21 protein-coding genes and 1 pseudogene are annotated in these 26,007 nt (G+C 73.6%); 17 read left to right on the top strand and 5 right to left on the bottom strand.

Annotated elements, in window-relative coordinates; genetic code table 11:
* The 8 genes from BZY54_RS08870 to mug form a co-directional block, all read left to right on the top strand.
* Nucleotides 1-698, top strand: a 698-nt coding sequence (locus BZY54_RS08870) for an ABC transporter permease (protein ID WP_143668024.1), incomplete at its 5' end; no start/stop codon positions are given.
* A 46-nt stretch (nucleotides 699-744) separates the two neighbouring features.
* A complete protein-coding gene (locus tag BZY54_RS08865) occupies nucleotides 745-1,635 on the top strand; it encodes an LLM class F420-dependent oxidoreductase (RefSeq protein WP_086724261.1) in 891 nt (296 codons plus the stop codon).
* Nucleotides 1,636-1,722: 87 nt separating this feature from the next.
* Entirely contained in the window at nucleotides 1,723-2,196 is a 474-nt protein-coding gene (locus BZY54_RS08860) for a GNAT family N-acetyltransferase (protein WP_086724259.1), read from the top strand.
* A 178-nt stretch (nucleotides 2,197-2,374) separates the two neighbouring features.
* Entirely contained in the window at nucleotides 2,375-3,745 is a 1,371-nt protein-coding gene (locus BZY54_RS08855; RefSeq protein ID WP_107419671.1) for a hemolysin family protein, read from the top strand.
* Entirely contained in the window at nucleotides 3,742-4,755 is a 1,014-nt protein-coding gene (locus BZY54_RS08850; protein WP_086724258.1) for a hemolysin family protein, read from the top strand. Before BZY54_RS08855 ends, BZY54_RS08850 begins: the two co-directional genes overlap by 4 nt.
* 100 nt (nucleotides 4,756-4,855) lie before the next feature.
* Nucleotides 4,856-5,665 (top strand): SGNH/GDSL hydrolase family protein, encoded by an 810-nt coding sequence (locus BZY54_RS08845; RefSeq protein WP_086724256.1) that lies wholly within the window; start codon nucleotides 4,856-4,858, stop codon nucleotides 5,663-5,665.
* A 164-nt stretch (nucleotides 5,666-5,829) separates the two neighbouring features.
* Nucleotides 5,830-7,272 (top strand): adenylosuccinate lyase, encoded by a 1,443-nt coding sequence (gene purB, locus BZY54_RS08840; RefSeq protein WP_086724263.1) that lies wholly within the window; start codon nucleotides 5,830-5,832, stop codon nucleotides 7,270-7,272.
* Nucleotides 7,269-7,817: a G/U mismatch-specific DNA glycosylase gene (mug, locus tag BZY54_RS08835; RefSeq protein WP_086724254.1), complete on the top strand. Its 549-nt coding sequence runs from the start codon at nucleotides 7,269-7,271 to the stop codon at nucleotides 7,815-7,817. Before purB ends, mug begins: the two co-directional genes overlap by 4 nt.
* 139 nt (nucleotides 7,818-7,956) lie before the next feature.
* On the opposite strand, the gene BZY54_RS08830 is transcribed toward mug, so the two are convergent.
* On the bottom strand, nucleotides 7,957-8,400 hold the full coding sequence (locus tag BZY54_RS08830) for a hypothetical protein (RefSeq protein WP_086724252.1): 444 nt from the start codon (nucleotides 8,398-8,400) through the stop codon (nucleotides 7,957-7,959).
* 319 nt (nucleotides 8,401-8,719) lie between these two features.
* Between BZY54_RS08830 and BZY54_RS08825 the strand changes: the two genes are divergently transcribed.
* Complete coding sequence (locus BZY54_RS08825) at nucleotides 8,720-9,877, top strand: ROK family transcriptional regulator (protein WP_086724250.1); 1,158 nt, start codon at nucleotides 8,720-8,722, stop codon at nucleotides 9,875-9,877.
* 241 nt (nucleotides 9,878-10,118) lie between these two features.
* Here BZY54_RS08825 and BZY54_RS08820 read toward each other — a convergent pair whose 3' ends face one another.
* Both BZY54_RS08820 and BZY54_RS08815 read right to left on the bottom strand, forming a co-directional pair.
* Complete coding sequence (locus BZY54_RS08820) at nucleotides 10,119-10,880, bottom strand: GntR family transcriptional regulator (RefSeq protein ID WP_086724248.1); 762 nt, start codon at nucleotides 10,878-10,880, stop codon at nucleotides 10,119-10,121.
* 252 nt (nucleotides 10,881-11,132) lie between these two features.
* Nucleotides 11,133-12,020, bottom strand: coding sequence for an RNA polymerase sigma-70 factor (locus tag BZY54_RS08815; protein ID WP_086724246.1), 888 nt, complete (start codon nucleotides 12,018-12,020; stop codon nucleotides 11,133-11,135).
* Between the two features lie 231 nt (nucleotides 12,021-12,251).
* Here BZY54_RS08815 and BZY54_RS08810 point away from each other — a divergent pair, with 231 nt between their 5' ends.
* On the top strand, nucleotides 12,252-13,082 hold the full coding sequence (locus BZY54_RS08810) for an alpha/beta fold hydrolase (protein ID WP_086724244.1): 831 nt from the start codon (nucleotides 12,252-12,254) through the stop codon (nucleotides 13,080-13,082).
* Nucleotides 13,083-13,175: 93 nt separating this feature from the next.
* Here BZY54_RS08810 and BZY54_RS08805 read toward each other — a convergent pair.
* Nucleotides 13,176-13,964, bottom strand: a pseudogene (locus BZY54_RS08805) (EamA family transporter); the annotation flags it as partial.
* 47 nt (nucleotides 13,965-14,011) lie between these two features.
* Here BZY54_RS08805 and pdxR point away from each other — a divergent pair.
* The 5 genes from pdxR to BZY54_RS08780 all read left to right on the top strand — a co-directional run bounded on the left by pdxR (nucleotide 14,012) and on the right by BZY54_RS08780 (nucleotide 23,016).
* Nucleotides 14,012-15,481, top strand: a complete 1,470-nt coding sequence (gene pdxR, locus BZY54_RS08800) for a MocR-like pyridoxine biosynthesis transcription factor PdxR (protein ID WP_086724242.1) — start codon at nucleotides 14,012-14,014, stop codon at nucleotides 15,479-15,481.
* Nucleotides 15,482-15,625: 144 nt separating this feature from the next.
* Complete coding sequence (locus BZY54_RS08795; RefSeq protein WP_086724240.1) at nucleotides 15,626-17,206, top strand: alkaline phosphatase D family protein; 1,581 nt, start codon at nucleotides 15,626-15,628, stop codon at nucleotides 17,204-17,206.
* A gap of 140 nt (nucleotides 17,207-17,346) precedes the next feature.
* The gene (locus BZY54_RS08790) at nucleotides 17,347-18,759 is read left to right on the top strand and encodes an SWIM zinc finger family protein (protein WP_086724238.1); all 1,413 of its coding nucleotides are present in this window, start codon (nucleotides 17,347-17,349) and stop codon (nucleotides 18,757-18,759) included.
* Complete coding sequence (locus BZY54_RS08785) at nucleotides 18,756-21,410, top strand: DUF7824 domain-containing protein (RefSeq protein ID WP_086724237.1); 2,655 nt, start codon at nucleotides 18,756-18,758, stop codon at nucleotides 21,408-21,410. The genes BZY54_RS08790 and BZY54_RS08785 overlap by 4 nt, the downstream gene beginning before the upstream one ends.
* Before the next feature lie 166 nt (nucleotides 21,411-21,576).
* Nucleotides 21,577-23,016: a GNAT family N-acetyltransferase gene (locus tag BZY54_RS08780; RefSeq protein WP_208640597.1), complete on the top strand. Its 1,440-nt coding sequence runs from the start codon at nucleotides 21,577-21,579 to the stop codon at nucleotides 23,014-23,016.
* Nucleotides 23,017-23,138: 122 nt separating this feature from the next.
* Here the strand turns inward: BZY54_RS08780 and BZY54_RS08775 are convergent, their stop codons facing one another.
* A complete protein-coding gene (locus BZY54_RS08775) occupies nucleotides 23,139-24,362 on the bottom strand; it encodes a trans-sulfuration enzyme family protein (protein WP_086724233.1) in 1,224 nt (407 codons plus the stop codon).
* Nucleotides 24,363-24,421: 59 nt separating this feature from the next.
* Between BZY54_RS08775 and BZY54_RS08770 the strand changes: the two genes are divergently transcribed.
* Entirely contained in the window at nucleotides 24,422-24,931 is a 510-nt protein-coding gene (locus BZY54_RS08770) for an Lrp/AsnC family transcriptional regulator (protein WP_086724231.1), read from the top strand.
* A gap of 33 nt (nucleotides 24,932-24,964) precedes the next feature.
* Nucleotides 24,965-26,007, top strand: a 1,043-nt coding sequence (locus BZY54_RS08765) for a DUF885 domain-containing protein (protein ID WP_143668023.1), incomplete at its 3' end; no start/stop codon positions are given.

The raw sequence follows: 26,007 nt of genomic DNA, 5'->3' as shown, positions 1-26,007 counted from the left end.
CGGGCAGCGCGCTGCCCGCCGAGTTCCAGGGCGGGCGCCGGGGCGAGCTGACCGTGGCGGCCCTGACCGACCAGGACCAGGCCGAGGGGTTCGGCCTGCAGGGCGGGCTGTTCGTCGGCATGGGAACGCTGGAGAAGTACGTCCCCGGCACCGAGGACGTCGCCCTGTTCGTGAACGCCGCCCCCGGCACCAGCGCCGACCAGCTGCGCTCCCGGCTGGAAAAGCGCCTCGCCCCGTATCCGAACGTGCAGGTCCGCGACCAGGCGGACTACAAGAAGCTGGTGCACGACCAGATCGCGGTGCTGCTCTACCTCGTCTACGCACTGCTGGGGCTGGCCATCGTCATCGCGGTGCTCGGCGTGGTCAACACGCTCGCGCTGTCGGTGGTGGAGCGGACACGGGAGATCGGGCTGCTGCGGGCGATCGGGCTGGCCCGGCGGCAGCTGCGGCGGATGATCCGGCTGGAGTCGGTGGTGATCGCGGTGTTCGGCGCGGTGCTGGGGCTGGGGCTCGGCCTGGTGTGGGGCGTGTGCACCCAGCGGGTCCTGGCCCTGCAGGGCATGACCGCGCTGGCGATCCCGTGGAGCACGATCGTCGCGGTCGTGATCGGCTCGGCCGTCGTGGGGATCGTGGCGGCCCTGCTGCCCGCGCTGCGCGCCTCACGTATGAATGTGCTGGCGGCGATCGCGCACGAGTGATGGAATCGCGGCAGGTGCTCAAGTCCCTTGCAGCCGAGGAGAGTTCGTGACGCGACCGTTCCGTTTCGGTGTCAACCTGCTCAACCCCGCGCCCGCCGGGGAGTGGCGGGCCAAATGCCGTCGGGCCGAGGAACTCGGCTACGACGTGATCCTCGTCCCCGACCATCTCGGCTGGGTGGCGCCCTTCCCGGCCCTGGTGGCGGCCGCCGAGGCCACAGAGCGGCCCCGGCTGGGCACCTTCGTGCTCAACGCGGGCTTCTGGAATCCGGCCCTGCTGGCCCGCGAGGTCGCGACGACGGACTCCCTGACGAACGGCCGGCTCGAACTCGGGCTCGGCACCGGGTACGTACGGGCGGAGCACGAGACGGCCGGGCTGCCGTGGGGTTCGCCGGGCGAGCGCGTCGACCACCTGCGGCGCACGGTGGAGGAGCTGAAGCGGCTGCTCGCGTCCCCCGAGCACCGGCCCCGGCCGGTGCAGCAGCCCGGGATTCCGCTGCTGGTCGGCGCGAACGGCGACCGGATGCTGCGGCTGACCGCCGAGCACGCGGACATCGCGGCCTTCACCGGTGCGCGGTCCGCACCCAAGAACAGCTCCGGGGAGCTCGTGCCGATCACGGCCGACGAACTCGACGAGCGGGTGGCCCTGTACCGCAAGCTCGCGGCGGGCCGCGAGGAGCCGGCGGAACTGAACCTGCTCATCCAGATCGTGGCCGTCACCGAGGACCCCGTGCCCGTGCTCCAGCCCCTGCTGGAAAACCAGCCGCAGCTGACCATGGAGCAGGCGCTGGCGCTGCCGATCGTGCTGGTGGGCACCCTGGAGCAGATCGTCGAGCGGGTGCGGGCGCAGCGCGAGCGGTTCGGCTTCTCGTACCTGACGGTGCTGGAGCCCTACATGGAGGCGTTCGCGCCGGTACTGGAGGCGCTGCGGGGCGAGTAGCGCGCGCCGTCGGCGCCCGGCACGCCATGATGCGTCCGGATGCTGGAATTCCGCACCGCGCGCGGGCCCGCCTGATGTGATCACCGCATGAGCGACCTGCGTATACGCCCGGCGACCGCCGACGATCTCGACACCGTGCTGGCCTTCTGGAAGACGGCCGCGGAGGGCACGAGCATCAGTGACGACCGGGACGGCGTGACACGGCTGGTCGCCCGCGACCCGGAGGCGTTGCTGCTGGCGATGGAGGCCCTTCCCGGTCGAGCGGAGTCGAGACCTCGGGGGAGGGACGGCGAGCTGGTGGGCACGGTGATCGCGGGCTTCGACGGCTGGCGCTGCCATCTGTACCGGCTCGCGGTGCACCCCGGCCGGCGGCGGCAGGGCATCGGCGCGGCCCTGCTGGCCGCCGCCGAGGAGCGGTTCGTACGGCTCGGCGGGCGGCGCGGCGACGCGATGGTGCTCACCCGCAACGAGACCGCGCACCACGCCTGGCGCGCCGCGGGCTACACGCCCGAGGAGCACTGGCGGCGCTGGGTGAAGCCGCTCGCCGACCGCGCGGACTGACCCCCGGGGCCGATCGGACCGGCACCCGACCTTCTTTGCCCATCCTTTACCCTTGGAGGAGCACTCGGCCCTCCATGAAAGGTTGTGAGCGTCCGCCCATGGGCGAGCCTCCCAGTACGTGTCCGCACCGCCGCGCGATCCCCCTTGTCCTGTCCGACGATGGGAGCGGGGTGACCCGATGACCGAAGTGCTCCTCCTGCTCGTGGCCGTGCTGCTGTGCCTGGCCTGCGGTGCCTTCGTCGCGGCCGAGTTCTCGCTGACCACCGTCGAGCGCAGTGCCCTGGAGCGGGCGGCCGAGCGCGGCGAGCGGGGCGCCTCCGGTGCCCTGAAGGCCGTCCGGAACCTGACGTTCCAGCTCTCCGGGGCGCAGCTCGGCATCACCGTCACCAACCTGGTGGTCGGCATGCTCGCCGAGCCCTCGATCGCCAAGCTCATCGCGGGGCCGCTGCAGGCGTTCGGCATCTCGAGGTCCGCGGCGACCTCGTTGGCGCTGGTGCTGGGCACGGCCCTGTCGACGGTGTTCCTGATGGTGGTCGGCGAGCTGGTGCCGAAGAACTGGGCGATCTCCTCGCCCTTGGCGGTGGCCCGGCGGGTGGGCACCCCGCAGAGCTGGTTCAGCGCCACCTTCCGCCCCTTCATCACCCATCTCAACAACATGGCGAACCGTGTGGTGCGCCGGCTCGGGGTGGAGCCCGCCGAGGAACTGGCCTCCGCCCGCGGCCCCCAGGAGCTGGCGGCACTGGCCCGGCACTCCGCCAAGCAGGGCGCCCTTGAGGCGGACACGGCCGAGCTGTTCGTGCGGACGCTCAACCTCGCCGACTTGACGGCGGAGAACGTGATGACGCCACGCGTCCAGGTCATCGCCCTGGACGCGCAGGCGACCTGCGAGGACGTGGCGAACGCGACCCGGGCGACCGGGCTGTCCCGCTTCCCGGTCTACCGCGGCAGCCTCGACTCGGTCGTGGGCACCGCCCACATCAAGGACGTACTGGCCGTGCCCGCCCAGCGGCGGATGCGCCTGCGGGTCTCGGAGATCATGCGCGAGCCGATGTTCGTCCCCGAGTCGCTGACCGTCGACCGGCTGCTGGACCAGCTGTCGGGCAGGCGCACGATGGCGGTCGTGATCGACGAGTACGGCGGCACGGCCGGCGTGGCGACGCTGGAGGACATCGTCGAGGAGGTCGTCGGCGAGGTGCGCGACGAGCACGACCCGCACGAGACCCCCGATCTGGCTCCGGCCGGCGCCGACGCGGAGGGCCGCGGCCTGTACTCGGCCGACGGCTCCGCCCGCGTGGACCAGCTGGCGCGGGTCGGCCTGCGGGTGCCGGACGGCCCGTACGAGACGCTCGCCGGTCTCGTCGCCACCGAGCTGGGCCGGATCCCCGGGACCGGCGACGTCCTGCACGTCGCCGGCTGGCGGCTGGAGGTGGTGGACGCGAGCGGCCGCCGGGCGGCCCGCGTGCTGCTGCACGCCCCCCTCGACGACGAGAGCGCGGCGTCCACGCGGCCCGACCAGCACCTGGACGACGAAAAGAGGGCCGGCCGGTGACCGCCGTGCAGATCCTGATCGGCCTGGCGACCCTCGTCGTCAACGCCTTCTTCGTCGGGGCCGAGTTCGCGCTGATCTCGGTGCGCCGCAGCCAGGTCGAGCCGTATGCCGAGCAGGGCGACCGGCGGGCGAAGAGCGTGCTGTGGGGGCTGGAGCACGTGTCCGCGCTGCTGGCGGCGGCCCAGCTCGGCATCACGCTGTGCACGCTGGTCCTCGGTGTGGTCGCCGAGCCCGCGATCGCGCATCTGCTGGAGCCGGTGTTCCACGCGGTGGGCGTGCCGGTGAGCGCGGGGCACGCGGTGTCGTTCGTGATCGCGCTGGCACTGGCGACGTATCTGCACATGCTGCTGGGCGAGATGGTGCCGAAGAACATCGCACTCGCCGAGCCGGTGCGCAGCGCGCTGCTGCTCGGCCCGCCGCTGGTCGCCCTGTCCCGGGCACTGCGTCCGGTGATCTTCACGGTGAACGCGTTCGCCAACGCCCTGCTCAAGCTGTTGCGGGTGGAGGCGAAGAACGAGGTCTCGGCGACCTTCACGGACACCGAGCTGGCCGAGATCGTCAAGGACGCCAGCGAGGCCGGCCTCATCGACAACCGCGCGCAGGAGCGGCTGCACGACGCGCTGGAGCTCGGCAGCAGGCCCGTGCGCGATGTCGTGCTGCCGCTGGAGCGCGTCGTCTACGCGCGCCTCGGGGTCACCCCGGAGCAGTTGGAGCGGCTGTCGGCCGAGTCCGGATTCTCCCGCTTCCCCGTGGTGGACGAGCAGCGCCGGATCATCGGCTATCTGCATGTGAAGGACGCGCTGGACGCCTCACCGCGCACCGAGCCGTTCCGGCTGCGGGACATGCGCCCCATCGCCCGGGTTCGGGAGGGCACGCCGCTGGACGACGTGCTCACCGCGATGCGGGGCAGCCGTACGCATCTGGCGGCCGTGCTGGGCGCGGACGGGCGGCTGGCGGGACTAGTGACGATGGAGGACGTGCTGCGGGAGCTGTTCGGGCAGCCGGTGTGATCGGGGGCACGCAGCCGGTCTGGGCGGGGGGCGAGGGCGCTCCCGGCTGGACCGACCGCTTGGTATGCGTGTGGAGTCACGGGATACCATCGCTCACGCCATGCAGACGATTCCCACACACACCAGCCTCGTCGCGGTCGGCGACTCCTTCACAGAGGGCATGTCGGACCTGCTGCCCGACGGCTCCTACCGGGGCTGGGCCGACCTCCTGGCGGCACGGATGGCTGCCCGCACGCCCGGCTTCCGGTACGCCAACCTCGCCGTGCGCGGCAAGCTCATCGGGCAGATCGTCGACGAGCAGGTCGAGGTGGCGGCGGCCATGCGGGCCGACGTGGTGACGCTGGTGGGTGGGCTCAACGACGCGTTGCGGCCCAAGTGCGACATGGGCCGGGTGCGGGGCCTGCTCACGGAGGCCGTGGAGCGGCTGACGCCGTCCTGCGGGCAGTTGGTCCTCATGCGCAGTCCCGGACGCCGTGGACCGGTCCTGGAGCGCTTCCGGCCGCGCATGGAGGAGCTGTACGCCTGCATCGACGAGCTGGCCGAGAAGCACGGGGCCCTGGTCGTCGACCTCTACGGCGCGCCCTCGCTGGGCGATCCGCGGCTGTGGGACGCGGACCGGCTGCACCTGACGGCCGAGGGCCACCGCCGGGTCGCGGAGGCCGTGTGGCAGGCGCTCGGCTACGAGCCCGAGGACCCCGAGTGGCGCACGCCGATGGCCGCGACCCTGCCGCCGGGCTGGATCACCCGCCGGGTCGCGGACGCCCGCTTCGCCCGGCAGCACCTGCTGCCCTGGATAGGCCGCCGCCTGACCGGCCGCTCCTCCGGCGACGGCCGCCCGCCCAAGCGGCCCGAGCTGCTGCCCTACGCGGACCTGGATCCGGTGCTGCCGCCGGACCTGGAACTCTCGTAGCCCCGCGCTGCTTCTTGCAGGTTGCGGGGCCTCTCGTGGCCCGCGTGACCGCTCACGGCTGCTTGCAGCTTGCGTGGCTCTGGTGGCGTGCGCGGCCTCTCGTAGCTTCGAACGAATACCCCCATGGCGCTGGCCTGCATGAATCGCCAGTAGAATCGGTGCACGTGACTGCTGCGCCCGCAAAGCCCCGTATCCCGAACGTCCTCGCCGGACGCTACGCCTCCGCCGAGCTCGCCACGCTCTGGTCGCCCGAGCAGAAGGTGAGGCTGGAGCGGCAGCTCTGGCTCGCCGTCCTGCGCGCCCAGAAGGACCTCGGGATCGAGGTGCCGGACACGGCGATCGCCGACTACGAGCGCGTCCTCGACAACGTCGATCTGGCCTCCGTCGCCGAGCGCGAGAAGGTCACGCGGCACGACGTCAAGGCGCGGATCGAGGAGTTCAACGACCTCGCCGGGCACGAGCACGTGCACAAGGGCATGACCTCCCGCGACCTGACGGAGAACGTCGAACAGCTGCAGATCCGGCTCTCGCTGGAGCTGGTGCGCGACCGCACGGTGGCTGTGCTGGCCCGCCTGGCGAAGCTGGCCGCCGAGTACGGCGAGCTGGTCATGGCCGGCCGATCCCACAACGTGGCCGCCCAGGCCACCACCCTCGGCAAGCGGTTCGCGACGGCGGCCGACGAGCTGCTGGTCGCGTACGGCCGGGTGGAGGAGCTGCTGGGCCGCTACCCGCTGCGCGGCATCAAGGGCCCGGTGGGCACGGCGCAGGACATGCTGGACCTGCTCGGTGGCGACTCCGGCAAGCTCGCGGAGCTGGAGCGGCGCATCGCCGACCACCTGGGCTTCGGCCAGGCCTTCACGTCGGTCGGCCAGGTCTACCCGCGCTCCCTGGACTACGAGGTCGTCACCGCGCTGGTGCAGCTGGCGGCGGCCCCCTCCTCGCTGGCCAAGACGATCCGGCTGATGGCCGGGCACGAGCTGGTCACCGAGGGCTTCAAGCCCGGCCAGGTCGGCTCCTCGGCGATGCCGCACAAGATGAACACCCGCTCCTGCGAGCGCGTCAACGGCCTGATGGTGATCCTGCGCGGGTACGCCTCGATGACCGGCGAGCTGGCGGGCGACCAGTGGAACGAGGGCGACGTGTCCTGCTCGGTGGTGCGCCGGGTCGCGCTGCCGGACGCGTTCTTCGCGCTGGACGGCCTGCTGGAGACGTTCCTGACCGTCCTCGACGAGTTCGGCGCCTTCCCCGCGGTGATCGCCCGTGAGCTGGACCGCTATCTGCCGTTCCTGGCGACGACCAAGGTGCTGATGGGCGCCGTGCGGGCCGGCGTCGGCCGCGAGGTCGCCCACGAGGCGATCAAGGAGAACGCCGTCGCCACCGCGCTCGCCATGCGCGAGCAGGGGGCCGAGCGCAACGACCTGCTCGACAAGCTCGCCGCGGACGACCGCCTGCCGCTCGACCGCGCGCAGCTCGACGCGCTGATGGCCGACAAGCTGTCCTTCACCGGCGCGGCCGCCGCCCAGGTCGGCACGGTCGTCGGCCGGGTCGAGGAGATCGTCAAGCAGCACCCGGAGGCCTCGGCCTACACCCCGGGAGCGATCCTCTGACCCGCTTCACCCCGGCGGAGCTCGAGGCCGCCCGCGATCGTCTGGTACCGGACGTGGTCGCGGACGGCCTCAGCGTGCTGTTCTGCGGTATCAACCCCGGTCTGATGACGGCCGCGACGGGCCACCACTTCGCACGACCGGGGAACCGCTTCTGGCCGGTGCTGCACCGGTCGGGGTTCACGCCGAGGCAGATGAAGCCCTCGGAACAGGACGAACTGCTGTCGTACGGACTCGGCATCACGAACGTGGTGGCGCGGCCCACGGCACGCGCCGACGAACTGACGGCCGAGGAGTACCAGGAGGGCGGGCGGCAGCTGGCGCTCAAGGTGGCGCGGCTGCGGCCACGGTGGCTGGCCGTGGTCGGCGTCACCGCCTACCGGGCGGCCTTCGGCGACCGCAAGGCCCAAGTCGGGCCCCAGGAACGGACGATCGGTACCACGCGGGTGTGGGTCCTGCCCAACCCGAGCGGCCTCAACGCCCACTGGACGGCCGAGACGATGGCTGAGGAGTTCGCCCGGCTGCGGGCGGCGGCGGAGACCGCCTAAGGGCGGCCGGAGCCGGCCGGTCACTCCGGGCCGGTCGGTCGGGGCTGGGTTGTCTGTCGGGGCTGGTCGGTCGGGGCCGAGCCGGTCGGCCAGAGCCGGTCGGTAGTCGGTCGGCCGTTCCCTCAGGGCGGTCTGTTTGTCAGGGCGGGTCCGTGTCGGTGACGACCGCGAGCAGCTGGAACGGCAGCTCCCTGTTCCACTGGGAGACACCGAGGGCTATCCACCGGCCCGTCTCCGTGGACCTCCACAGCTGGACGTCCGGAACATGCCCGCTCAGCGAGGCCCACGGCTCCAGCAGATCCTCCCCCTCCACCGTCCGGTCGAGCACGCTGTACAGGCTGAGGGCCTGGGGCGCTCCCCAACGCTCGGTCAGCCGCTCCCCCAGGCCGTCCCGGTCGCACTCGTACTGCTCCTCCGCCTCCTCCCGCCGAGTGCCGTCGTCCTCCCAGAAGTCGTCGCTCGTCTCCAACTCGGCTATGGAGTAACCAGGTCCGGCCGTGCCGACGTCCGTCCTGACGTGCTCGGCGGGGAACGCCCCGGAACACAGCCGGTCGATCACGGCGAGAGCCTTCGCGATGTCCATGCCTTCCAGTAAACCGGCCACCACCGACAATTGGCGGCGCGTCAGAAGCCGGGCCGGGCAGGCGGCCCGAGGGCCGTGGCCGGAGATCGGCGAGCGGCGATCGGCGGGGCAGTGACCCGCGGACGCCCGGGCCGCGGACCGCGTCCGGCCGGGCGGGAGCGTCGCGGCCGGCGGTGGGCCAGGCGCCTCGAGCACGCGGGGACGGACCGCAGGGACGGCCCCGCGGTCTCGGCACTGGCTGCCCCGTCCCGGCACTCGCTGCCCCGGCCCGGGCCGAGTACGATCCGGCCAACACGCGCACGAGCTGGGAGGACGGACGTTGGGGCGGCTGACCGGCGGGGATCCCTCGCTGCTGCGAAGGATCAATTCCGCGGTGGTGCTGCACGCGCTGCGTGCCACGGACTGCGCGACGCTCACGGAGATCACCCGGGTGACCGGGCTGTCCCGGCCGACGGTCGAGGGCGTCGTCGAGGACCTCATCGGTGCGGGCCTGGTCGTCGAGACGGCGGCCGAGGAGGGCACCGCCCGGCGCCAGGGACGGCCGGCGCGGCGGTTCCGGTTCCGGGCGGAGGCCGGGCATCTGCTCGGTCTGGAGATCGGCGCCCACCGGGTCGCCGCGCTCCTGTCCGACCTGGACGGCCGGGTGCTCGGTGCCCAGGCCAAGGACGTGGACGAGACGGCCGACGCGGACGAGCGCCTGGAGCGGCTGCGCACGGCCGTAGCCGAACTGCTGCGCCGCGCCGGTGTCCCACGCAGCTCCCTGCGGGCCGTCGGGGTCGGCACGCCGGGGATCGTCGAGGCGGGCGGCGTGGTACGGCTGGGCACCGCGCTGCCCGGCTGGACGGGTCTGCACCTGGGCGAACGGCTGAGCCGCTCTTTCAGGTGCCCGGTGCTGGTCGAGAACGACGCCAACGCCGCTGCGGTCGCCGAGCACTGGAAGGGTGCGGCCACCGAGTCCGACGACGTGGTCTTCGTCCTCGCCGGGCTGAGCCCGGGCGCCGGTTCGCTGATCGGCGGCCGACTGCACCGGGGGTTCGGCGGAGCGGCCGGCGAGATCGGCGCGCTGCACCTGCTGGGCCGGGGCGAGACCCCCGAGACGCTGCTGTCGACCACGGACCAGCCCCTGCACCCTCTGGACGAGCAGGCGGTGGCGGCGGTCTTCGCGCTCGCCCGCAAGGGCGACCAGCGGGCGCTGGAGGCCGTGGACCGCTTCATCCAGCGGCTCGTCCACGACGTGGCGGCGCTGGTGCTGGCCCTTGACCCGGAGTTGGTGGTCATCGGCGGCTGGGCGGCCGGCCTGGACGGCGTGCTGGAGCCGCTGCGGCGCGAACTTGCCCGCTACTGCCTGCGGACACCGGAGGTCACCCTGTCGATGCTCGGCGAGGCAGCCGTTGCGACGGGTGCCCTGCGGCTCGCCCTCGACCACGTGGAGGAGCAGTTGTTCGCGGTGGAGAGCACGGTGACGGCCCGGCATTGAGCGCCGGACGCCGCGCACCGATACGAAGGCATCTCGCAGGGCAGGCCGCACCCCGATCGGCGCCCGGCGGGCGTAGGCGTCCGTGAGCGCGCGGAGGTGTCCCCGCGCGCCCCGACACAGCCGCGCACCCCCGCGTCCGCGGCACAAGCATCACCGATGCGGCACGGGCGCAGACCCCGCACCACGGCTCTCGTGCGGATGAGCCCTGCTTTCGTGCGGGTGGGCCGTTCTCAGGCGGTGGTCACGAGGCGCGCTGTTCCGGGCCGTGGTGGATCTCCACGCCGCCGGAGTCCTTGAAGGTCAGCCGGCAGGTGTCGGCGCGGTAGGTGGCCACGGACAGCGCTGCGGTGCGGCCCTCGGCGAGGAAACGCGTCGTGACGACGAGGACGGGCGCGCCGGGCAGCCGGTCCAGCTCCTTGGCGTCGTCCGCGCGGGCGGAGCCGAGTTCGACGGCGCGGTCCTGGCCCTCCAGGTCCAGGCGCTGGAGCTCGCGCAGCACGGCACGCGCGCGTGCCGGACCGGACGGCGCGTCGATCGCGGTCAGGTCGGGCACGGACGAGGCCGGGACGTACAGCAGCTCGGCCGCCACCGGCTGGCCGTGGCTCATCCGGGACCGGCGCACCGTGTGCACGGGCTCTTCGCGGCCGATCTCCAGAGCGTCGGCGACGGCCGCCGGCGGCACCGCCTGCGCGCAGTCCACGGGCTGCCAGGCGTCACCTGCCGCGCCCGGCCAGGAGTGCTGCTCGGTGCCGACGGCCACGCCCACGCGCGGCGGCGCGACGGTCGTGCCGACACCGCGGCGGCGCTGCAGCCTGCCCTCCAGCTCCAGTTGCTCCAGGGCCTGGCGGAGCGTGGCGCGGGCGACGCCGAAGCGGGCGGCCAGGTCCCGCTCGTTGGGCAGGATCTCGCCGACCGAGAACTCGGAGTCCAGTGCCTCACTGAGCACGGTCTTGAGGTGCCAGTACTTCGGCTCCGGCACCGATTCCAGCTGCGTGGTCCCCACCCTGTCCTCCGCAATCGCCGTCGTCCGGCGGTTTTAGCGCCCTTGTTTATTAAAGGTTGTTGTACTTATCTGCGACCATAGGGCCGCCCCCACCCTTGGTCAATACCAATCCTCGACCTGGTGCGGAGCGCACGGCCGTCGCGCCGCACAGCGTTCACAAGGCGTTCGCCCAGGGTGCCGTTCATGACGTCACGGCGAAGCCCCCGCCGTGTGGGCGGGGGCTTCGCTCGGATGCTTCCTGCGGGGTGGCTCTCAGGCGTCGACGGCCAGGGACTGAAGTTTGTCCGGGTTTCGGATGATGTAGACGGATTGGATGCATCCGTCGGCGACGTCCACCTGGAAGACGCTGTCGGGCCTGTCCCCGGACAGGACGAGCACGGCCGGGCCGCCGTTGAGCTCCAGGAAGCGGAACGACGGGTCCACCACACCCTTCTGGGCCGCGCCCACCAGGAAGCGGCCGACCTTGTCGGCGGTCTCCAGAATCCGCAGCGGCGCCCTGGACTTGCCGCCGCTGTCGCCCACGAGGCGGACGTCGGGCGCCAGCAGTGCCATGAGGCCCGCCAGGTCACCGCCCGCCGCGGCGGCCAGGAACCGCTCGGTGAGGTCGCGCCGCTGGGCCGGATCGACCTCGTAGCGCGGACGCCGCTCGTCGACGTGCCTGCGGGCCCGCCCGGCGAGCTGACGCACCGCCGCCTCGCCCCGGTCGAGCATGGCGGCGATCTCCGCGTACGGGTAGCCGAACGCCTCTCTGAGGACGAACACCGCGCGTTCGAGCGGCGAGAGCGACTCGAGGACGACCAGTACGGCGAGCGAGACGGAGTCGGCGAGCACGGCCCGCTGCTCGGCGTCCGGGGCGGTGCCCGCGAGGTCGGTGGCCAGGGGCTCCGGCAGCCACGGGCCGACGTAGGACTCGCCCCGCTCCTTGATCTGGCGGAGCCGGTCTAGGGCCAGACGGGTGGTGACGCGCACGAGGTAGGCGCGCGGCTCTCGCACCGCGCTCCGGTCGCCGCCGGACCAGCGCAACCAGGCCTCCTGGACCACGTCCTCGGCGTCCGCCACCCGCCCGAGCATGCGGTAGGCGACGCCCATGAGGACGGGGCGGTGCTCTTCGAAGACGTCGGTCTCGATTTCGGTGGTCACCGCACCATCCCAGCCGACCCGTCCGGCCGTGTCCAGGCGGACACCACGAGCGGGGCGGCGATGCCCGGCAGTCCGCCGGCGGTGACGACGGCGGCCCGCAATGACAACGACGACGACACGACGGCTACGACGACGACCGGATCCGGCCCTCCCGGGACTACCGGCCAGTAGTAATTGCTGACAAACTGTCTACCCGGCTTCGTCAGCGACTTCCCCGATCGAGGAGCACCCATGGCCGCCACCGTCTCCTTCAAGGTCCCCTCCCCGCACGGCCCGCGGACCGTGACCCTGTCCTACGCGCGCGTGGGCAGCGGTGAGCCGCTGCTCCTGCTGCACGGCATCGGTCACCACCGGCAGGCCTGGGACCCGGTGGTCCACCTCCTCGCGGCCGAGCGCGACGTGATCAGCGTGGACCTGCCCGGCTTCGGCGCCTCCCCCGCCCTGCCCGACGGCCTGCGGCACGACCTGCCGACGATGAACACCGCGCTGGGCGCCCTCTGCGAGGCCCTGGAGATCGAACGGCCCCACGTGGCGGGCAACTCGCTGGGTGGCCTGCTGGCACTGGAACTCGGCCGCGAGAAGCTCGTACGGTCCGTCACGGCCCTCTCCCCGGCCGGCTTCTGGACGCAGGCCGAGCGGCGCTACGCCTTCGGTGTGCTCCAGTCGATGCGGGCCGTCGCGCGGCGGACGCCGCTGCCGCTGGTCGAACAGCTCGCCCGGACGGCGGCCGGGCGCACCGTCCTGACGAGCACCATCTACGCACGTCCCGGCCGTCGTTCACCCGAGGCCGTGGTCGCCGAGACGCTCGCCCTGGCGCAGGCCACCGGCTTCGATGAGACCCTCCGCGCGGGTGTCGACGTCCGGTTCACCGAGGACGTGACCGGCATACCGGTCACGGTGGCCTGGGGCACCAAGGACCGGCTGCTGGTCCGCCGGCAGGGAGTGCGCGCCAAGCAGATCATCCCGCGCGCCCGGCTCGTGCGGCTGCCCGGCTGTGGGCACGTCCCCATGAACGACGACCCGGCGCTCGTCGCGCGCGTGCTCCTCGACGGCAGCCGCTGACCGCCGCCCGGCACGCGCCGACGCCCCCGACCCCAGGGCGACTCCGGTGCCCACCAGGGCGCTGCCCGCGGCCTGGACGAGCCCGTAGGAGCCGGTGCCGACGAGGGGTGCGGTGCAGGCCGCCGCGACCGGGATCAAGCCGGAGAAGAGGGTGGCGCGCTCGGCACCGATCCGCTGCATGCCCATGTACCAGCACACGAAGCCGACGACGGTGACGACCGCCGCCTGCCACAGCAGCGCGGCGGCCTCGCCGGAGTCGGGGCGCCGGAGCCAGGCGGTGCCGTCGGCACAGATCCCCGCGACCGCGGCCACCAGGGCCGCGACGCCGCACACCACGGCGGACAGCAGCCGCGGCCCGAGCGGGCGCAGGACGGGAGGTGCGAGGACCGCGAATGCGACCTCGCCGGCCAGCGCACACGCGGAGAACGCGACCCCGGCGCCGTCGGTGCGGCCCCAGCCCTGCACGGCGAGGGCCCCGGCGGCCACCAGCGACGCCCCGTACAGGACGACCCGCCGCGGCCGGCGTCCTTCCAGGAGCGGGACGAGCACCGCCACGACCACCGGGGCGCAGCCCACGAAGACACCCGGCACCGCCGGTTCGGCGGTGCGCTCGGCGGCCAGCACCGCCAGGTTGAAGCCCACCATGCCCACCGCAGCGAGCAGCGCCAGCCGGATCCACTGCCCGGCGCCGAGCCGGCGCAGCCGCGCGGGTGCGCCCCGCCCGGCCAGGGGCAGGAGCAGCAGGCAGGCCAGGCCGTAGCGCAGGAACTGCCCGCCCGCGTACGGGTAGTGGCCGAGGACGCTGTTGGCGGTGAAGGACCCTCCGACGAGGACACAGGCGAACGCGGCGAGCAGGGCGCCGCGCGAGGCGGTGGCGTTCATGATGGCGACGCTAGGGAGCACGGCGGCCCGGTTTAAGGTCCACTTCCATGACGTCATCGGGGACCAATCCGGGCGGGCTCGCCGGCTCGGCGGCCTGGGAGCTGCTGCTGCCGGCCGCGGCGGCACCGGCACGCGCGCGTGGCCGCTCGCTGCAGGCCGCCCTGCGCGAGGCCGTCCGTTCGGGCCGTCTGGCCCCGGGTACCCGGTTGCCCTCCAGCCGGGACCTCGCGGCGGACCTCGGCGTGTCGCGCGGGCTGGTCACGGAGGCGTACGAACAGCTGGTGGCGGAGGGTTATCTGCGCAGCGGGCGGGGCGCCGGGACATGGGTGGGCGGTGCCGTCCGGGCGGCACACCCGCGCGCGCGTGACCTCGCGCCGCGCTCCCCGGGGGCCCGCGCGGACTTCGTGCCCGGCACACCCGACCTGTCGCTGTTCCCGCGGGCCGCCTGGGCGGCCGCGCACCGCTCCGTCCTCGCGGACCTCCCGCACCACGACCTCGGCTACCCCGACCCGCGCGGGCTGCCCCGGCTGCGTACCGCGCTGGCGGAACTGCTCACCCGCCGCCGGGGCGTCGTCGCGGACCCGGAGCGGATCGTGGTCGTCTCCGGGGTGACGCAGGCGACCACGCTGCTCGGCTTCGTGCTGCACGCGCGCGGGATACGCGCCGTCGGCGTGGAGAACCCGGGCAGTCCCCAGCACAGCGCCCTGTACGCGTCGGCCGCCATCGGCACCGTTCCGCTTCCGTTGGACGCGGAGGGTCCGGCCCTCGGGCCGTTGCGCCGCTCCGGCGTACGGGCCGTGGTGACCACGCCGGCCCACCAGTTCCCCACCGGCATCGCCTGCTCCGCCCGCCGACGCGCCGAACTGCTCGACTGGGCGCGGTCGGTGGACGGGATCGTCCTCGAGGACGACTACGACGGCGACTTCCGCTACGACCGCGCGCCGGTGGGCGCCCTCCAGGGCCTCGACCCGGAGCACGTGGTCTACGCGGGGTCGGTCAGCAAGTCCCTCGCTCCGGGGCTCCGCCTGGGCTGGATGCTCGTGCCCGACTCGCTGGCCGACGAGGTCGTCGAGCGCAAGCGGACCATGGACCTCGGTCATCCGACCGTCGAGCAGGCACTGTTCGCCCACTTCGTCGAACGGGGCGACTACGACCGGCAGCTGCGCCGCTGCCAGCGCGCCTACCGGGAACGCCGCGACACGCTCGTCGCCGCCCTGGAGGAGGACTTCCCCGGCGCACGGCTGTCCGGGATCGCCGCGGGCCTGCACCTGATCGCCGGCCTGCCCGAACGGTACGGCCCCGAGGAGCGGTTCCTCGCGCGCGTGGGCGCGGCCGGGATCGCGGTGCGCACGCTGGGGGCGTACTCGCACGCGCCGGCCGGTCGCCTCGCCCCCCGCGGGCACGGCGGCTCGGCCGAGGGGGACGGCGGGCTGCGGCTGGTCCTGGGGTACGCGCACCTGTCGCCCGCGCGGATCCACGCGGGCGTACGGCTGATGCGGGAGGCGGTCGGGGCGTGACCGGCCGCCGCGTCGGCAACTCTGCGGCCGCCGGTTCCGGAGCGGCGGCGGCCAGTTGTTCACTCGCGGTTTCCGTGCGCGCCGCACCGCGCCAGTAGGTGTGGCACTGAACACTGGCCGGATCCCGTCCCTGGAGGCGCATCCATGTCCCACCGTCCGTTCCCCGGCCGCCGCAGCGTCCTGCGCGGCTCGCTGGCCGCGTCGGCGGCCCTGACTCTGCCCGGCGCGCTCGGCGCCGCGCCGGCGCTCGCCCTGTCCGGCCGTCCCCGGGCGGACTGGGGCGTGCAGGCGGGAGACGTGACCTCCGACTCGGGTCTTGTCTGGGTGCGCGCGGATCGCCCGGCCCGGATGATCGTCGAGACGTCCGCCACCGAGTCGTTCCGGGCGCCGCGCAGATGGCACGGCCCGCTGCTCGGCTCGGACACCGACCTCACGGGAACGGCCCGGCTGCACGGGCTGCCGGCGGGCGAGCAGATCCACTACCGCGTGCTCCTCGCCGACCCGGACGACCCGCGCCGCACCGGCGAGCCGTCCTACGGCACCTTCCGCACGGCGCCCGCGAGCCGCCGTCAGGGCGTGCGGTTCGTGTGGTCCGGCGACCTGGCCGGGCAGGGCTGGGGCATCAACGAGTCGATCGGCGGCTACCGGATCTTCGACGCCATGGCGAAGCTGGACCCGGACTTCTTCCTGTGCAGCGGCGACAACATCTACGCCGACGGCCCGATCCAGGAGACGGCCGCGCTGCCGGGCGGCGTCTACCGCAACGTCACCACCGAGGAGAAGTCGCACGTCGCCGTCTCCCTGGCCGACTACCGGGGAAACTTCCGCTACAACCTGCTGGACGGAGCGCTGCGCCGGTTCAACGCGCAGGTGCCGAACATCGTCCAGTGGGACGACCACGAGGTCCGCAACAACTGGTACCCGGGCGAGGTCATCGGCACCGGCACCCCGTACCCGGCCGGCACCAGGCTCGACGACCTGGCGCTGCGCGCCCGCAGGGCCTTCTCCGAGTACTTCCCGGTCTCCACGATCAGCGGCCGCCCGGACGGGCGGATCTACCGCGTCCACCACCACGGCCCGCTGCTCGACGTGTTCGTGCTCGACATGCGGACCTACCGCAACGCCAACTCCCCCGACGACCAGAAGAGCGACCCGCAGGGCATCCTCGGCCGCGAGCAGCTGGAGTGGCTCAAGCGGGAGCTGGCCCGGTCCCGGGCGGTGTGGAAGGTCATCGCCGCCGACATGCCGCTCGGGCTGGTCGTGCCCGACGGCGTCGAGGGAAAGCCGAACTTCGAGGCCGTCGCGCAGGGCGACCCGGGCACGCCGCTCGGCCGCGAGCTGCAGATCGCCGAGCTGCTGCGGTTCGTCAAGCACCGCCGGATCACCGGCACGGTGTGGCTGACGGCCGACGTCCACCACACCTCTGCCCAGCACTACGACCCGTCACGGGCGGCCTTCAAGGACTTCGAGCCGTTCTGGGAGTTCGTCTCCGGCCCGCTCAACGCGGGCGCCTTCCCGGCCAGCGCGCTCGACGGGACGTTCGGACCCGACCGGGTCTTCGTCAAGGCGCCGACCGCCTCCAACGTCTCCCCCGCCGAGGGCTACCAGTTCTTCGGCGAGGTCGACATCGACGGCGACAGCGGCGAGCTCACGGTCCGGCTGCGCGAGCAGGACGGCAGCGTGCTGTTCACCCAGGTGCTCCAGCCGGGCCGCGTCGGGCAGTAACTCCCGTACGCTTTCCTGCGTGCCGCGCTCCGGCGTCATCCCCCGGGGCGCGGCCCTGTCCGCAGGGCTCCAACTGACCTGCCGGGACGGCGTTTTCGCAGGTCACAATGAATGTCAGTGGTCGCCTCTACGGTTTTCCCATGACGCGATCCTTGCAGGCCGTGGCCTATTGCCGACCCTCCGTGCTGGAGTCCGCCGCGGACGGGCAGCGCCTGGGACTCGAGACCTCGCGGGGGGCCACCCCCTCGGGTGCCGAGGACCATCCGCGCTTCTTCACGGGCTTCCTGACCTACCCTCAGGTGGCGTCTGCGGGGCTGCTGGCGGTGGCCGACGTGGCGGCCGCCCGCTACCACCAGCCCCAGCTGCGCGCCTCTCTCGACCCGGTGGTCACGGGCAACGGCGACCGGCTGCGCTTCGAGTCCTTCTCCGGCTGCTGCGGGGTCTACGCGCGTCTGGACGTGCTGAGCGCCGGCCTCGACGGCGGCGAGGTGGGGCACGGCACGACGAACGTCGACGTCAACAACCCCCTGCGCGAGGCCCTGTCGAGGATCGGTGCGGACGACCCGCTCCATCTGCGCGTGGGCCCGGAGGAGCTGGCGGTGACCACCCTGGACGGGCCGGTGGTGGAGAAGAAGGTGCCGCTGCCGGACCGATGGCTGCGCGGGTTCGCGGAGGCTCAGGTCATAGCGGCCGGTTTCGATCTTCGGGCCGAACTGCTGGCGGCCGAGGCGGTGCGGTTCCTGCGGTCGCTGCCCCGGAGCGGTCCGCGGAGCGGCCGGAACGGCGCCCGGTGGGTGGTCCCGGCGGGGCGGGTGCTGCGGCCGACCACCCGGCCGGTGCCCGGCGCGGTGTGCCTTCCGGGTCCCGAGCGGCTGGCGACCCTCCAGCGGGTGCTGCGCCACGCGACCGCCCTGCGGGTGTACGGCCCGGCGGTCACGGGCGCTGCGACCGCGGCCACGGCCAGTGCCTGGGAGGTCGTCCTGCCGGGCATGCGGCTGACGCTGACGCTGTCGCCCGACGCCTCCCGCGGGTTCTCCGGTGAGGGCGGCGTCCTGGACGCGCTGGCCGGCCACGAGGCGGCACAGGACGCCGAGCTGATCGCGGTGCTGCTGGCCTGGGAGCCCCGCGTCGACGTCGCCGACCTCGCCGCCGCCTCCGGGCTCACCCCGGACCGTGTCCGCGCGGCGCTGGTCCGGCTCGGCACCTCGGGCCGCGTCGGCTACGACACGGCGGAGGCGGCCTACTTCCACCGGGAGCTGCCCTACGACGCCGAGCGCGCCGAGCGGCACAATCCGCGGCTGCGGGCGGCCCGGGCTCTGGTCGCCACCGGCGCGGTCGCCCTGGACGGTGCCCTGGCCACGGTGACGGCCGAGGACGGACATGTGCACCGGGTGCGGGACGAGGCGGGCACGCTCAGCTGCAGTTGCCTGTGGTGGGCGAAGTACCGGGGCGGGCGCGGGCCGTGCAAGCACGCGCTGGCCGTGCGGATGGCGCGCCGGGGCGCGATCACGGTGGAGCGGGACGGCATGCGGGTCGGCGGGGGTGCGCGATGAGTGAGCTGATCGAGGCGGTACGGGCCGGTCGGACGGCCGAGGTGGTGGGTCTGCTCGACGGGATGACCGATGCCGAGCGCAGGGCGCAGTCGCCCGGACTGAAGGCGCTGCGCAAGGAGCTGCGGGCGGCGCGCTGGGACGCGGCGTCCCGCCGCGCCTATCCCGCGCTGCACGCGGCGGGCGCGGCCTGCCAGACGGGCGCGGCCGGCGCGGCGAGCTGGATCACGGCGGCCGACATGCGGTGGTCGGGACTCTCCCCGGCGGTCCTGCTGCACGTTCTGGGTGACCGCGACCCCGGCTGGCTCGCCGACGTGGCGCACCGCATCGCCGAGCGCCCCGCCTCCGCCCAGGTGCCCTACGAGCTGATGGCCGGGCTGGTGCGGCTGGCCGGCTGCCCGGTGCCGACGACCGACGCCTATGTGCGGGGCTGGGTGCAGCACATCGGCAGCACCTGGCAGCGCGGCGACACGGTATTCGACCGGTTGCGCGGGGACGCGCATCTGACGGACCTGGTGGCCGCGCTCTTCGAGACCCGCGACATCGGCAACGTGCTGGAGTGGGGCTCGGGCGACGGCCCGAACAGCTGGAACGACGCGCTCGCCCGGCTCACCGTCGAGGGCACCCTCGATCGCGGGGCGACGGTCGACGCGTGCGTGGCCCGTCTGCTGCGGGGCGGCACGGCCGCCGACCACCGAGCGTTCCTGCGTGTGCTGCAGTCCCTGGCGCTGACGCGCGAGGAGCAGCGGGAGCGGGTCGCCGACTGGCTGGCGCTGGCCTCGGACGCGGCCTCGGTGGTGGCCTCGCACGCTCAGTCGGTGCTCGGCTCCCTGGCCCTGGACGGCGAACTGACGCACCCCCACCTGGCCGAGATGTCCCACGCGGTGCTGTTCCGCACCGAGCGCAAGCTGGTGCGGGCGCAGTTGGTCCTGTTGGGCAAGGTGCTCACCCGGGACGCCTCCGCGGCGGACGAGTTGCTGCCCGCTGTCGCGCAGGCCTTCGGGCACGAGGACGCGGACGTGCGGGAGCGGGCGCTGAAGCTGGCGGAACGGCATGTGAAGAGGGCCGGCTCCGCCGAGGTGCGGGCGGAACTGGCTCTCGCGGCCGAGCAGCTGGGGCCCGCGCTGCGTGCCCGGGCGGTGGCCACCCTGGGCGCGGCGCCGGTGGACGCGGCGGCCACGGTGTACGAGGAGGTCCTGCCGCCGGTTCCGCAGCCGACGCGTCTGGCGCCCGCGCCGTCCTCGGTGACCGAGCTCGCGGAGGAGGTGGGAGCCGCGCTGACCGCCGACGCCGGCGTGACCGGCTTCGAGCGGGCGCTGGACGGGCTGGTCCGGCACGCGTACGGGAACCGCGAGAACCTGCTGGAGGCGCTGGAACCCGTGGTCGCCCGTCGCTGGTGGGTCGATCCGCGGTACCTGGGAGCTGACCGCCGCTACGGTGATCTGCGCCATGGCATGTTCGACACGTCCGACGCCCTGGACCTCGTGCTCGCGACGCTGTGGGAGAAGACGCGCACCGACACGCTGCACGGGGGGCTCCAGCAGGGCGCGCCGGCCCACAGCTGCGTGCATGCCGCCTTCTCCCGGGCGTCCGACGCCCGGGTGTGGGAGGTCGCGTACCGGATCCGCACCGAACCGCTGCCGCTCCTGCTCTCGACGCCCACCTGGAGCACAGGCCTGCTGGAGCCGGACGAGCTGGTGGCACGCCTCGACACGTACCGGCGCCTGGGTGCGCGGGTGGCGGCGTCCGACTTCGCGCAGGCGCAGCTGAGGGTGCGGCGCGAGGACCGGTCGGTGGCCGCGGCGGCAGCGCGGCGGGCGTCGGCTCTCGGCACGGCGGAAGGGGCGCGGCTCGCCCGATGGCTCACCGCCGGCAAGCCCGTGCCGCCGGTGGTCCGGCGCCGCACGTCGGGGACGCGCATCCTGGCGGAGTCCGGTGAAGTCCTGGAGCTGCAAGAGGATTTCCCCAGCTCCTTCCGGGCGCTGGGCAGGCCGGTGAGCGCCTTCGGGGAGAGCCGTTACTGCTACCACTGGAACAACGCCCTGCGGGCGCAGTGGCCGGCCATGGTTCCCGAGCGGCGCGAGCTCGTGGCCGTGCGGCTGCTGCGGGACCTGTCCGACGTGGCCGCGGACGACACCCGGGGCACGGCCTCCGTCCTGCCGCTGCTCGCCGAGGCCGGCGGCGAGGCCGGCGAGGCGACGCACCTCGGTGTGGCGTACGGGCTGGGCGCCCGGCATCCGGAGGACCGGCTCGCCGCCGTGGACGCCCTGCTGGTCCTCGCCGCACGCGGGCAGTTGGACGCCTCCCGCCTCGGCGCGGACCTCGGGCAACTGGTGCGGCGCGGTGCCGTGAAGCCGACGCGGCTCGCGGAGTCGCTGCGCACGGCGGCGGCCACCGGGGCGAACGCCACCATCTGGGGGCTGCTCAGTCACGCGCTGCCGGTCCTGCTGGCCGATCTCGCGACCGACGGCCCGGCGGGCCCGATACGCGGGCTGGGGGATCTGCTGGCGGTCGCGGCCGAGTGCGCCGAGCGGTCGGGGGCGCGGGGCGAGCTGCCGCACCTGGCGCGGACGGCGGACCGGCGCGGCACCTCGCGTCTGGTCAGCCAGGCCCGCCGGCTGCGTGGCGCGCTGATGCCGGAGGTGGCCGCGTGACATGGCGTGAACCGGCCGTCGGCCCCCTCTCCCGGCTGCGACCAGCAGGAACACCGCACCGATTGAAAGAGCATTAAAAGGTACGAATCATCGCTTTACCGGGACGTCACGAAGCGTTCGCGATCACGCAACACCGCTCCTCCACAGTGGCCGCATGACTCGAGACATGTCTGATGTGACGCGGAGAAGGCACGGCCGCCCGGTGCACCACTGGCGGCGGGACGTGGTGGAACTCGCCGCACTGTTCACGGCCGTAGCGGTGGCGGACGGCGTGGCGAACCTGATCGGTCACGGACCCGACGGTCCGGCCCTGTTGCTCATCTCGGCGCTTGCGCTGCTCGCGACGGCGGCGTTCCACACCTGGTGGGCACGGCGCCACGGGCACGCACCTCCGCCGAAGGATACCGATGCCCGGCCTGCCGCCGTCGAACGGCGGCAGGCCGGGCCGTCGGGCCGCTCCTCGGCGGCGCGCGACGACGTGCCGACGGTGAGTGCGCTGTGGCGGATGCGGACGACTGTGCGGGACGAGCCGGGCTCGCTGGCCGCGCTCTGCGCGGCACTGGCCGGCCGGCACGTCGACATCCTCAGCCTGCAGACGCATCCGCTGGCCGAGGGCACGGTGGACGAGTTCCTGCTGCGGGCCCCGGGCCGGCTCGAGGCGTCGGAGCTCATCCTGGCGGTCGCGTCCGCGGGCGGCTCGGACACCTGGATCGAGCGGGCCGACGCCCACGACCTGGTGGACGCGCCGACGCGGGTCCTGGGCCTGGCCACCCGTACGGCGCTGGACGCGGCGGAACTCCCGTTGGCGCTGCGGCAGTTGCTGGGCCGGTGCACCATCCGTTCACTGCCGGGCCGGCCGGCGAGCGGCGGCCGGGGCCCCGAGGAGGTGCCGGCCGAGGGGGTGCTGGAGGACACGGTGATGCGGCTGCGGGCGCCGGAAGGCGGAGTGATCACCGTGGAGCGGCCGTATCTGCCCTTCACGCCGACCGAGTTCGCGCGGGCCCGCGCCCTGGTCGAGCTGGACACCCGGCTCGGACCGCGCATCCCGCGCAGCCAGGACGTGCTGACGCTTCCGGAGGGTGAGGCGATCACCGTGCGCCGGGCCGACACGAGCGATCTCAGGGCGGCCAGGCAGATGCACGAGAGGTGCTCGACGCGCACGCTGGGCCTGCGCTACCACGGGCCGGTCGGCGACGCCAACCGCTATCTGAGCCACCTGCTCAGCCCCCGCTTCGGGCGCACGCTCGCCGCGCAGGCCCCTTCGGGGCGGATCATCGGCCTCGGCCATCTGCTGTGGGACGGTGACGAGACGGAGGTCGCGCTCCTCGTCGAGGACGACTGGCAGCGGCGCGGCATCGGCGCCGAGCTGCTGGGCCGGCTGGTCGGCATGGCCGTCGAGGCGGGCTGCGCGAGCGTGTACGCCGTGACGCAGGCGTCGAACACGGGCATGGTCGCCGCCATGCGCGGCCTGGGCCTGCCGCTGGACTACCAGATCGAGGAGGGCACCCTGGTGATCACGGCCCGCCTGGACACCACCGCGGCGACCTGCCGGCTGCCGTACGCCGGCCGGCTGGAGGAGTACGACCGTCGCGCCCTGCGCGACTGACCCGCTCCACCGGTCCCCGGCCCTTCGGCGCCGCCCGGCCGCGCTGCGCGGGACCGGACGGCAGGGGGTGTGTGGCCCGGCGACTTCGCCGGGCCACACACCCCCTGCCGGCTCCGGGCCGCTCAGCTCATCGCCTCGTGCAGCCCCTTCACCTCGAGCGACTCCGACGGCGGCTGCCCCAGGGCCGCGTCCAGGTCGGCCCACAGGTCCTCGACGTCCTCCAGACCGACCGACATGCGCAGCAGCCGGTCGCTGACCCCGGCGCCGCGCCGGTCCTCGGCGTCCACGATGCGGTGGCTGATGGAGGCCGGGTGCTGGATCAGCGTGTCGACGCTGCCGAGGCTGACGGCCGGGGTGATCAGACGGACGCCTCCGATGACCGCGTGCGGGTCGCCGTGCACCTCGAAGGCGACCATCGCGCCGCCGATGCGCGGATAGTGCACCCGGGCCACGCGCGGGTCGGCCGCCAGCCGGGCCGCCAGGTCCGCCGCGGTGGCGGAGGCGGCCCGCACCCGCACCGGCAGCGTGGACAGGCCGCGCAGCAGCATGTACCCGGCGAGCGGGTGCAGGACGCCGCCGGTGGCGAAGCGCACCTGCCGCAGCCGCCCGGCGAGTTCCTCGTCGCACGCCACCACGCCGGCCATCACGTCCCCGTGACCGCCCAGGTACTTGGTGGCGCTGTGCAGCACCAGCCGGGCGCCCTGCTCGGCCGGGCGCTGCAGCACCGGCGTGGCGAAGGTGTTGTCGGCGAGAAGGGGGACGGAGCCGCAGGCGTGGGCGACGGCCCGCAGATCCACCTCGGCCAGCGTCGGGTTGGCCGGGGACTCCACCATCACCAGCCCCGTGTCCGGGCGCAGCGCGTCGGCGATCCCCGCCGGGTCGGTCCAGGTCACCTCGGAGCCCAGCAGCCCGGCGGTCAGCAGGTGGTCGCTGCAACCGTACAGCGGGCGTACGGCGACGACGTGTCGCAGGCCCATGGCGGACCGGACGAGGAGGACCGCGCTGAGCGCGGCCATGCCGCTGGCGAACGCGACCGCCGCCTCGGTGCCCTCCAGCCGGGCCAGCGCGGTCTCGAAGCGGGCGACGGTGGGGTTGCCGAGCCGCCCGTAGACGGGCGGGCCGTCGAGTTCGGCGCCGTCGGTGGCGAAGGCGTCGATGCGGGCGGCCTCGGCCCGGCTGTCGTACGAGGGGTAGGTGGTGGACAGGTCGATCGGCGGGGCATGCAGTCCCTGCCGGGCGAGGTCCTCCCGGCCGGCGTGCACGGCCTCGGTGGCCAGTGCCCTGGGGGCGGGGCGGCGTACGTCGTCGTACGCGGAGGTACGCGCTGAGTCGAAGGGCGTGTCCATGGCGGAAGAGTGAACAGCGAACGATGACCCGCGCGAGAACTCCGTGCTACGTTCGACGCATGGCCGAATCCGTCGTACTGGATCCGGTGGATCTCCATCTGCTGCGACTGCTGCAGAACGACGCCCGGATCACCTACCGCGATCTCGCCGCGCAGGTCGGGGTCGCGCCGTCGACGTGCCTGGACCGGGTGACCCGGCTGCGCCGCTCGGGCGTCATCCTCGGCCATCGGCTCCAGCTCGATCCCGCCAAGCTGGGCCGGGGCCTCCAGGCGCTGCTGTCCGTGCAGGTCCGCCCGCACCGGCGGGAGCTGGTGGGGCCCTTCGTGGAGCGCATCCGGGCCCTGCCGGAGTCGCTGTCCGTGTTCCATCTGACCGGGCCGGACGATTACCTCGTCCATGTCGCGGTCGCGGATATGGCGGATCTGCAGCGGCTGGTGCTGGACGAGTTCACGGCACGGCGCGAAGTGGCCCGGGTGGAGACCCGGTTGATCTTCCAGCAGTGGGAATGCGGTCCACTGCTGCCACCGGGCGCCGAGACGGCCACGTCAGGGCCCGGTAAACAGGGCTGACGCGAGGCACCTCCTCGTACGAGGATGGTCGCCATGTCAGAGACAAAGAGCCCGCTTCCCCGTCAGGTCGCCGACGCCTACGTCGACGAACTCATCGCCCTCGACCCGATCACCGGTACCTACCTCGGCGTGAAGGAGAGTTCGAGCAGGCTGCCCGACACCTCCCCCGCGGGCCAGGAGGCGCTGGCGGAGCTGGCGCGCACCACGCTGGCGCGGCTGGAGGAGGCCGAACGCCGGCCCGGCGCGGACAGCGACATCGAGCGCCGGTGCGCCCGCCTGCTCCGTGAGCGGCTCACCGCTGAACTCGCCGTGCACGCGGCCGACGAAGGTCTACGCGCGGTGAGCAACATCCACAGCCCGGTGCACTCGGTACGCGAGGTCTTCACGATCACCCCCACCGACACGGACGAGGACTGGGCGGCGGTCGCCGAGCGCCTGCGCGCCGTACCGACCGCGCTGCGCGGCTACCGCGAGTCCCTGGCCCTCGGCCTGGAGCGCAAGCTGTACGGGGGCCCGCGGCCGACGGAGACCTTCATCGAGCAGCTCACCGAGTGGTCCGACACGGACGGTCAGGGCCGCGGCTGGTTCGAGGACTTCGCCGCCGCCGGTCCCGAGGCCCTGCGCGGCGAACTGGACGAGGCCGCCCAGGCGGCGACCGCGGCCGTCGTCGAGCTGCGCGACTGGATGCGCGACGTGTACGCGCCGACGATCGAGGGCGCGCCGAACACGGTCGGCCGCGAGCGCTACGCACGCTTCTCCCGTTACTTCAACGGCACGGACCTGGACCTCGACGAGGCCTACGCGTACGGCTGGTCGGAGTTCCACCGGCTGCTCGGTGAGATGAGGAAGGAGGCCGAGAAGGTCCTGCCGGGCGCCGAGACGCCGTGGGTGGCGCTCGCGCACCTCGACGCCGACGGCACGCACATCGAGGGTGTGGACGAGGTCCGCGCCTGGCTGCAGGGCCTGATGGACGAGGCGATCGACGCGCTCGACGGCACCCACTTCGAACTCGCCGAGCGGGTGCGGAGGGTGGAGTCGCGCATCGCACCGCCCGGCGGCGCCGCGGCGCCGTACTA

This window comes from Streptomyces carpinensis (assembly GCF_002154505.1).
Lineage (GTDB): Bacteria > Actinomycetota > Actinomycetes > Streptomycetales > Streptomycetaceae > Streptomyces > Streptomyces carpinensis.
The sequence above is the reverse complement of the archived record's forward strand: the minus strand, read 5'-3'. Positions and strand labels throughout refer to the sequence as shown.

Excerpts from the sequence above, each read along its gene's own strand:
- BZY54_RS08775 (WP_086724233.1), bottom strand. The coding sequence starts at position 24,362 with ATGGACACGCCCTTCGACTCAGCGCGTACCTCCGCGTACGACGACGTA.
- BZY54_RS08795 (WP_086724240.1), top strand. The coding sequence starts at position 15,626 with ATGTCCCACCGTCCGTTCCCCGGCCGCCGCAGCGTCCTGCGCGGCTCG.
- BZY54_RS08770 (WP_086724231.1), top strand. The coding sequence starts at position 24,422 with ATGGCCGAATCCGTCGTACTGGATCCGGTGGATCTCCATCTGCTGCGA.
- BZY54_RS08785 (WP_086724237.1), top strand. The coding sequence starts at position 18,756 with ATGAGTGAGCTGATCGAGGCGGTACGGGCCGGTCGGACGGCCGAGGTG.
- BZY54_RS08855 (WP_107419671.1), top strand. The coding sequence starts at position 2,375 with ATGACCGAAGTGCTCCTCCTGCTCGTGGCCGTGCTGCTGTGCCTGGCC.
- BZY54_RS08860 (WP_086724259.1), top strand. The coding sequence starts at position 1,723 with ATGAGCGACCTGCGTATACGCCCGGCGACCGCCGACGATCTCGACACC.
- pdxR (WP_086724242.1), top strand. The coding sequence starts at position 14,012 with ATGACGTCATCGGGGACCAATCCGGGCGGGCTCGCCGGCTCGGCGGCC.
- BZY54_RS08780 (WP_208640597.1), top strand. The coding sequence starts at position 21,577 with ATGTCTGATGTGACGCGGAGAAGGCACGGCCGCCCGGTGCACCACTGG.
- BZY54_RS08810 (WP_086724244.1), top strand. The coding sequence starts at position 12,252 with ATGGCCGCCACCGTCTCCTTCAAGGTCCCCTCCCCGCACGGCCCGCGG.
- BZY54_RS08830 (WP_086724252.1), bottom strand. The coding sequence starts at position 8,400 with ATGGACATCGCGAAGGCTCTCGCCGTGATCGACCGGCTGTGTTCCGGG.
- BZY54_RS08845 (WP_086724256.1), top strand. The coding sequence starts at position 4,856 with ATGCAGACGATTCCCACACACACCAGCCTCGTCGCGGTCGGCGACTCC.
- BZY54_RS08790 (WP_086724238.1), top strand. The coding sequence starts at position 17,347 with ATGACGCGATCCTTGCAGGCCGTGGCCTATTGCCGACCCTCCGTGCTG.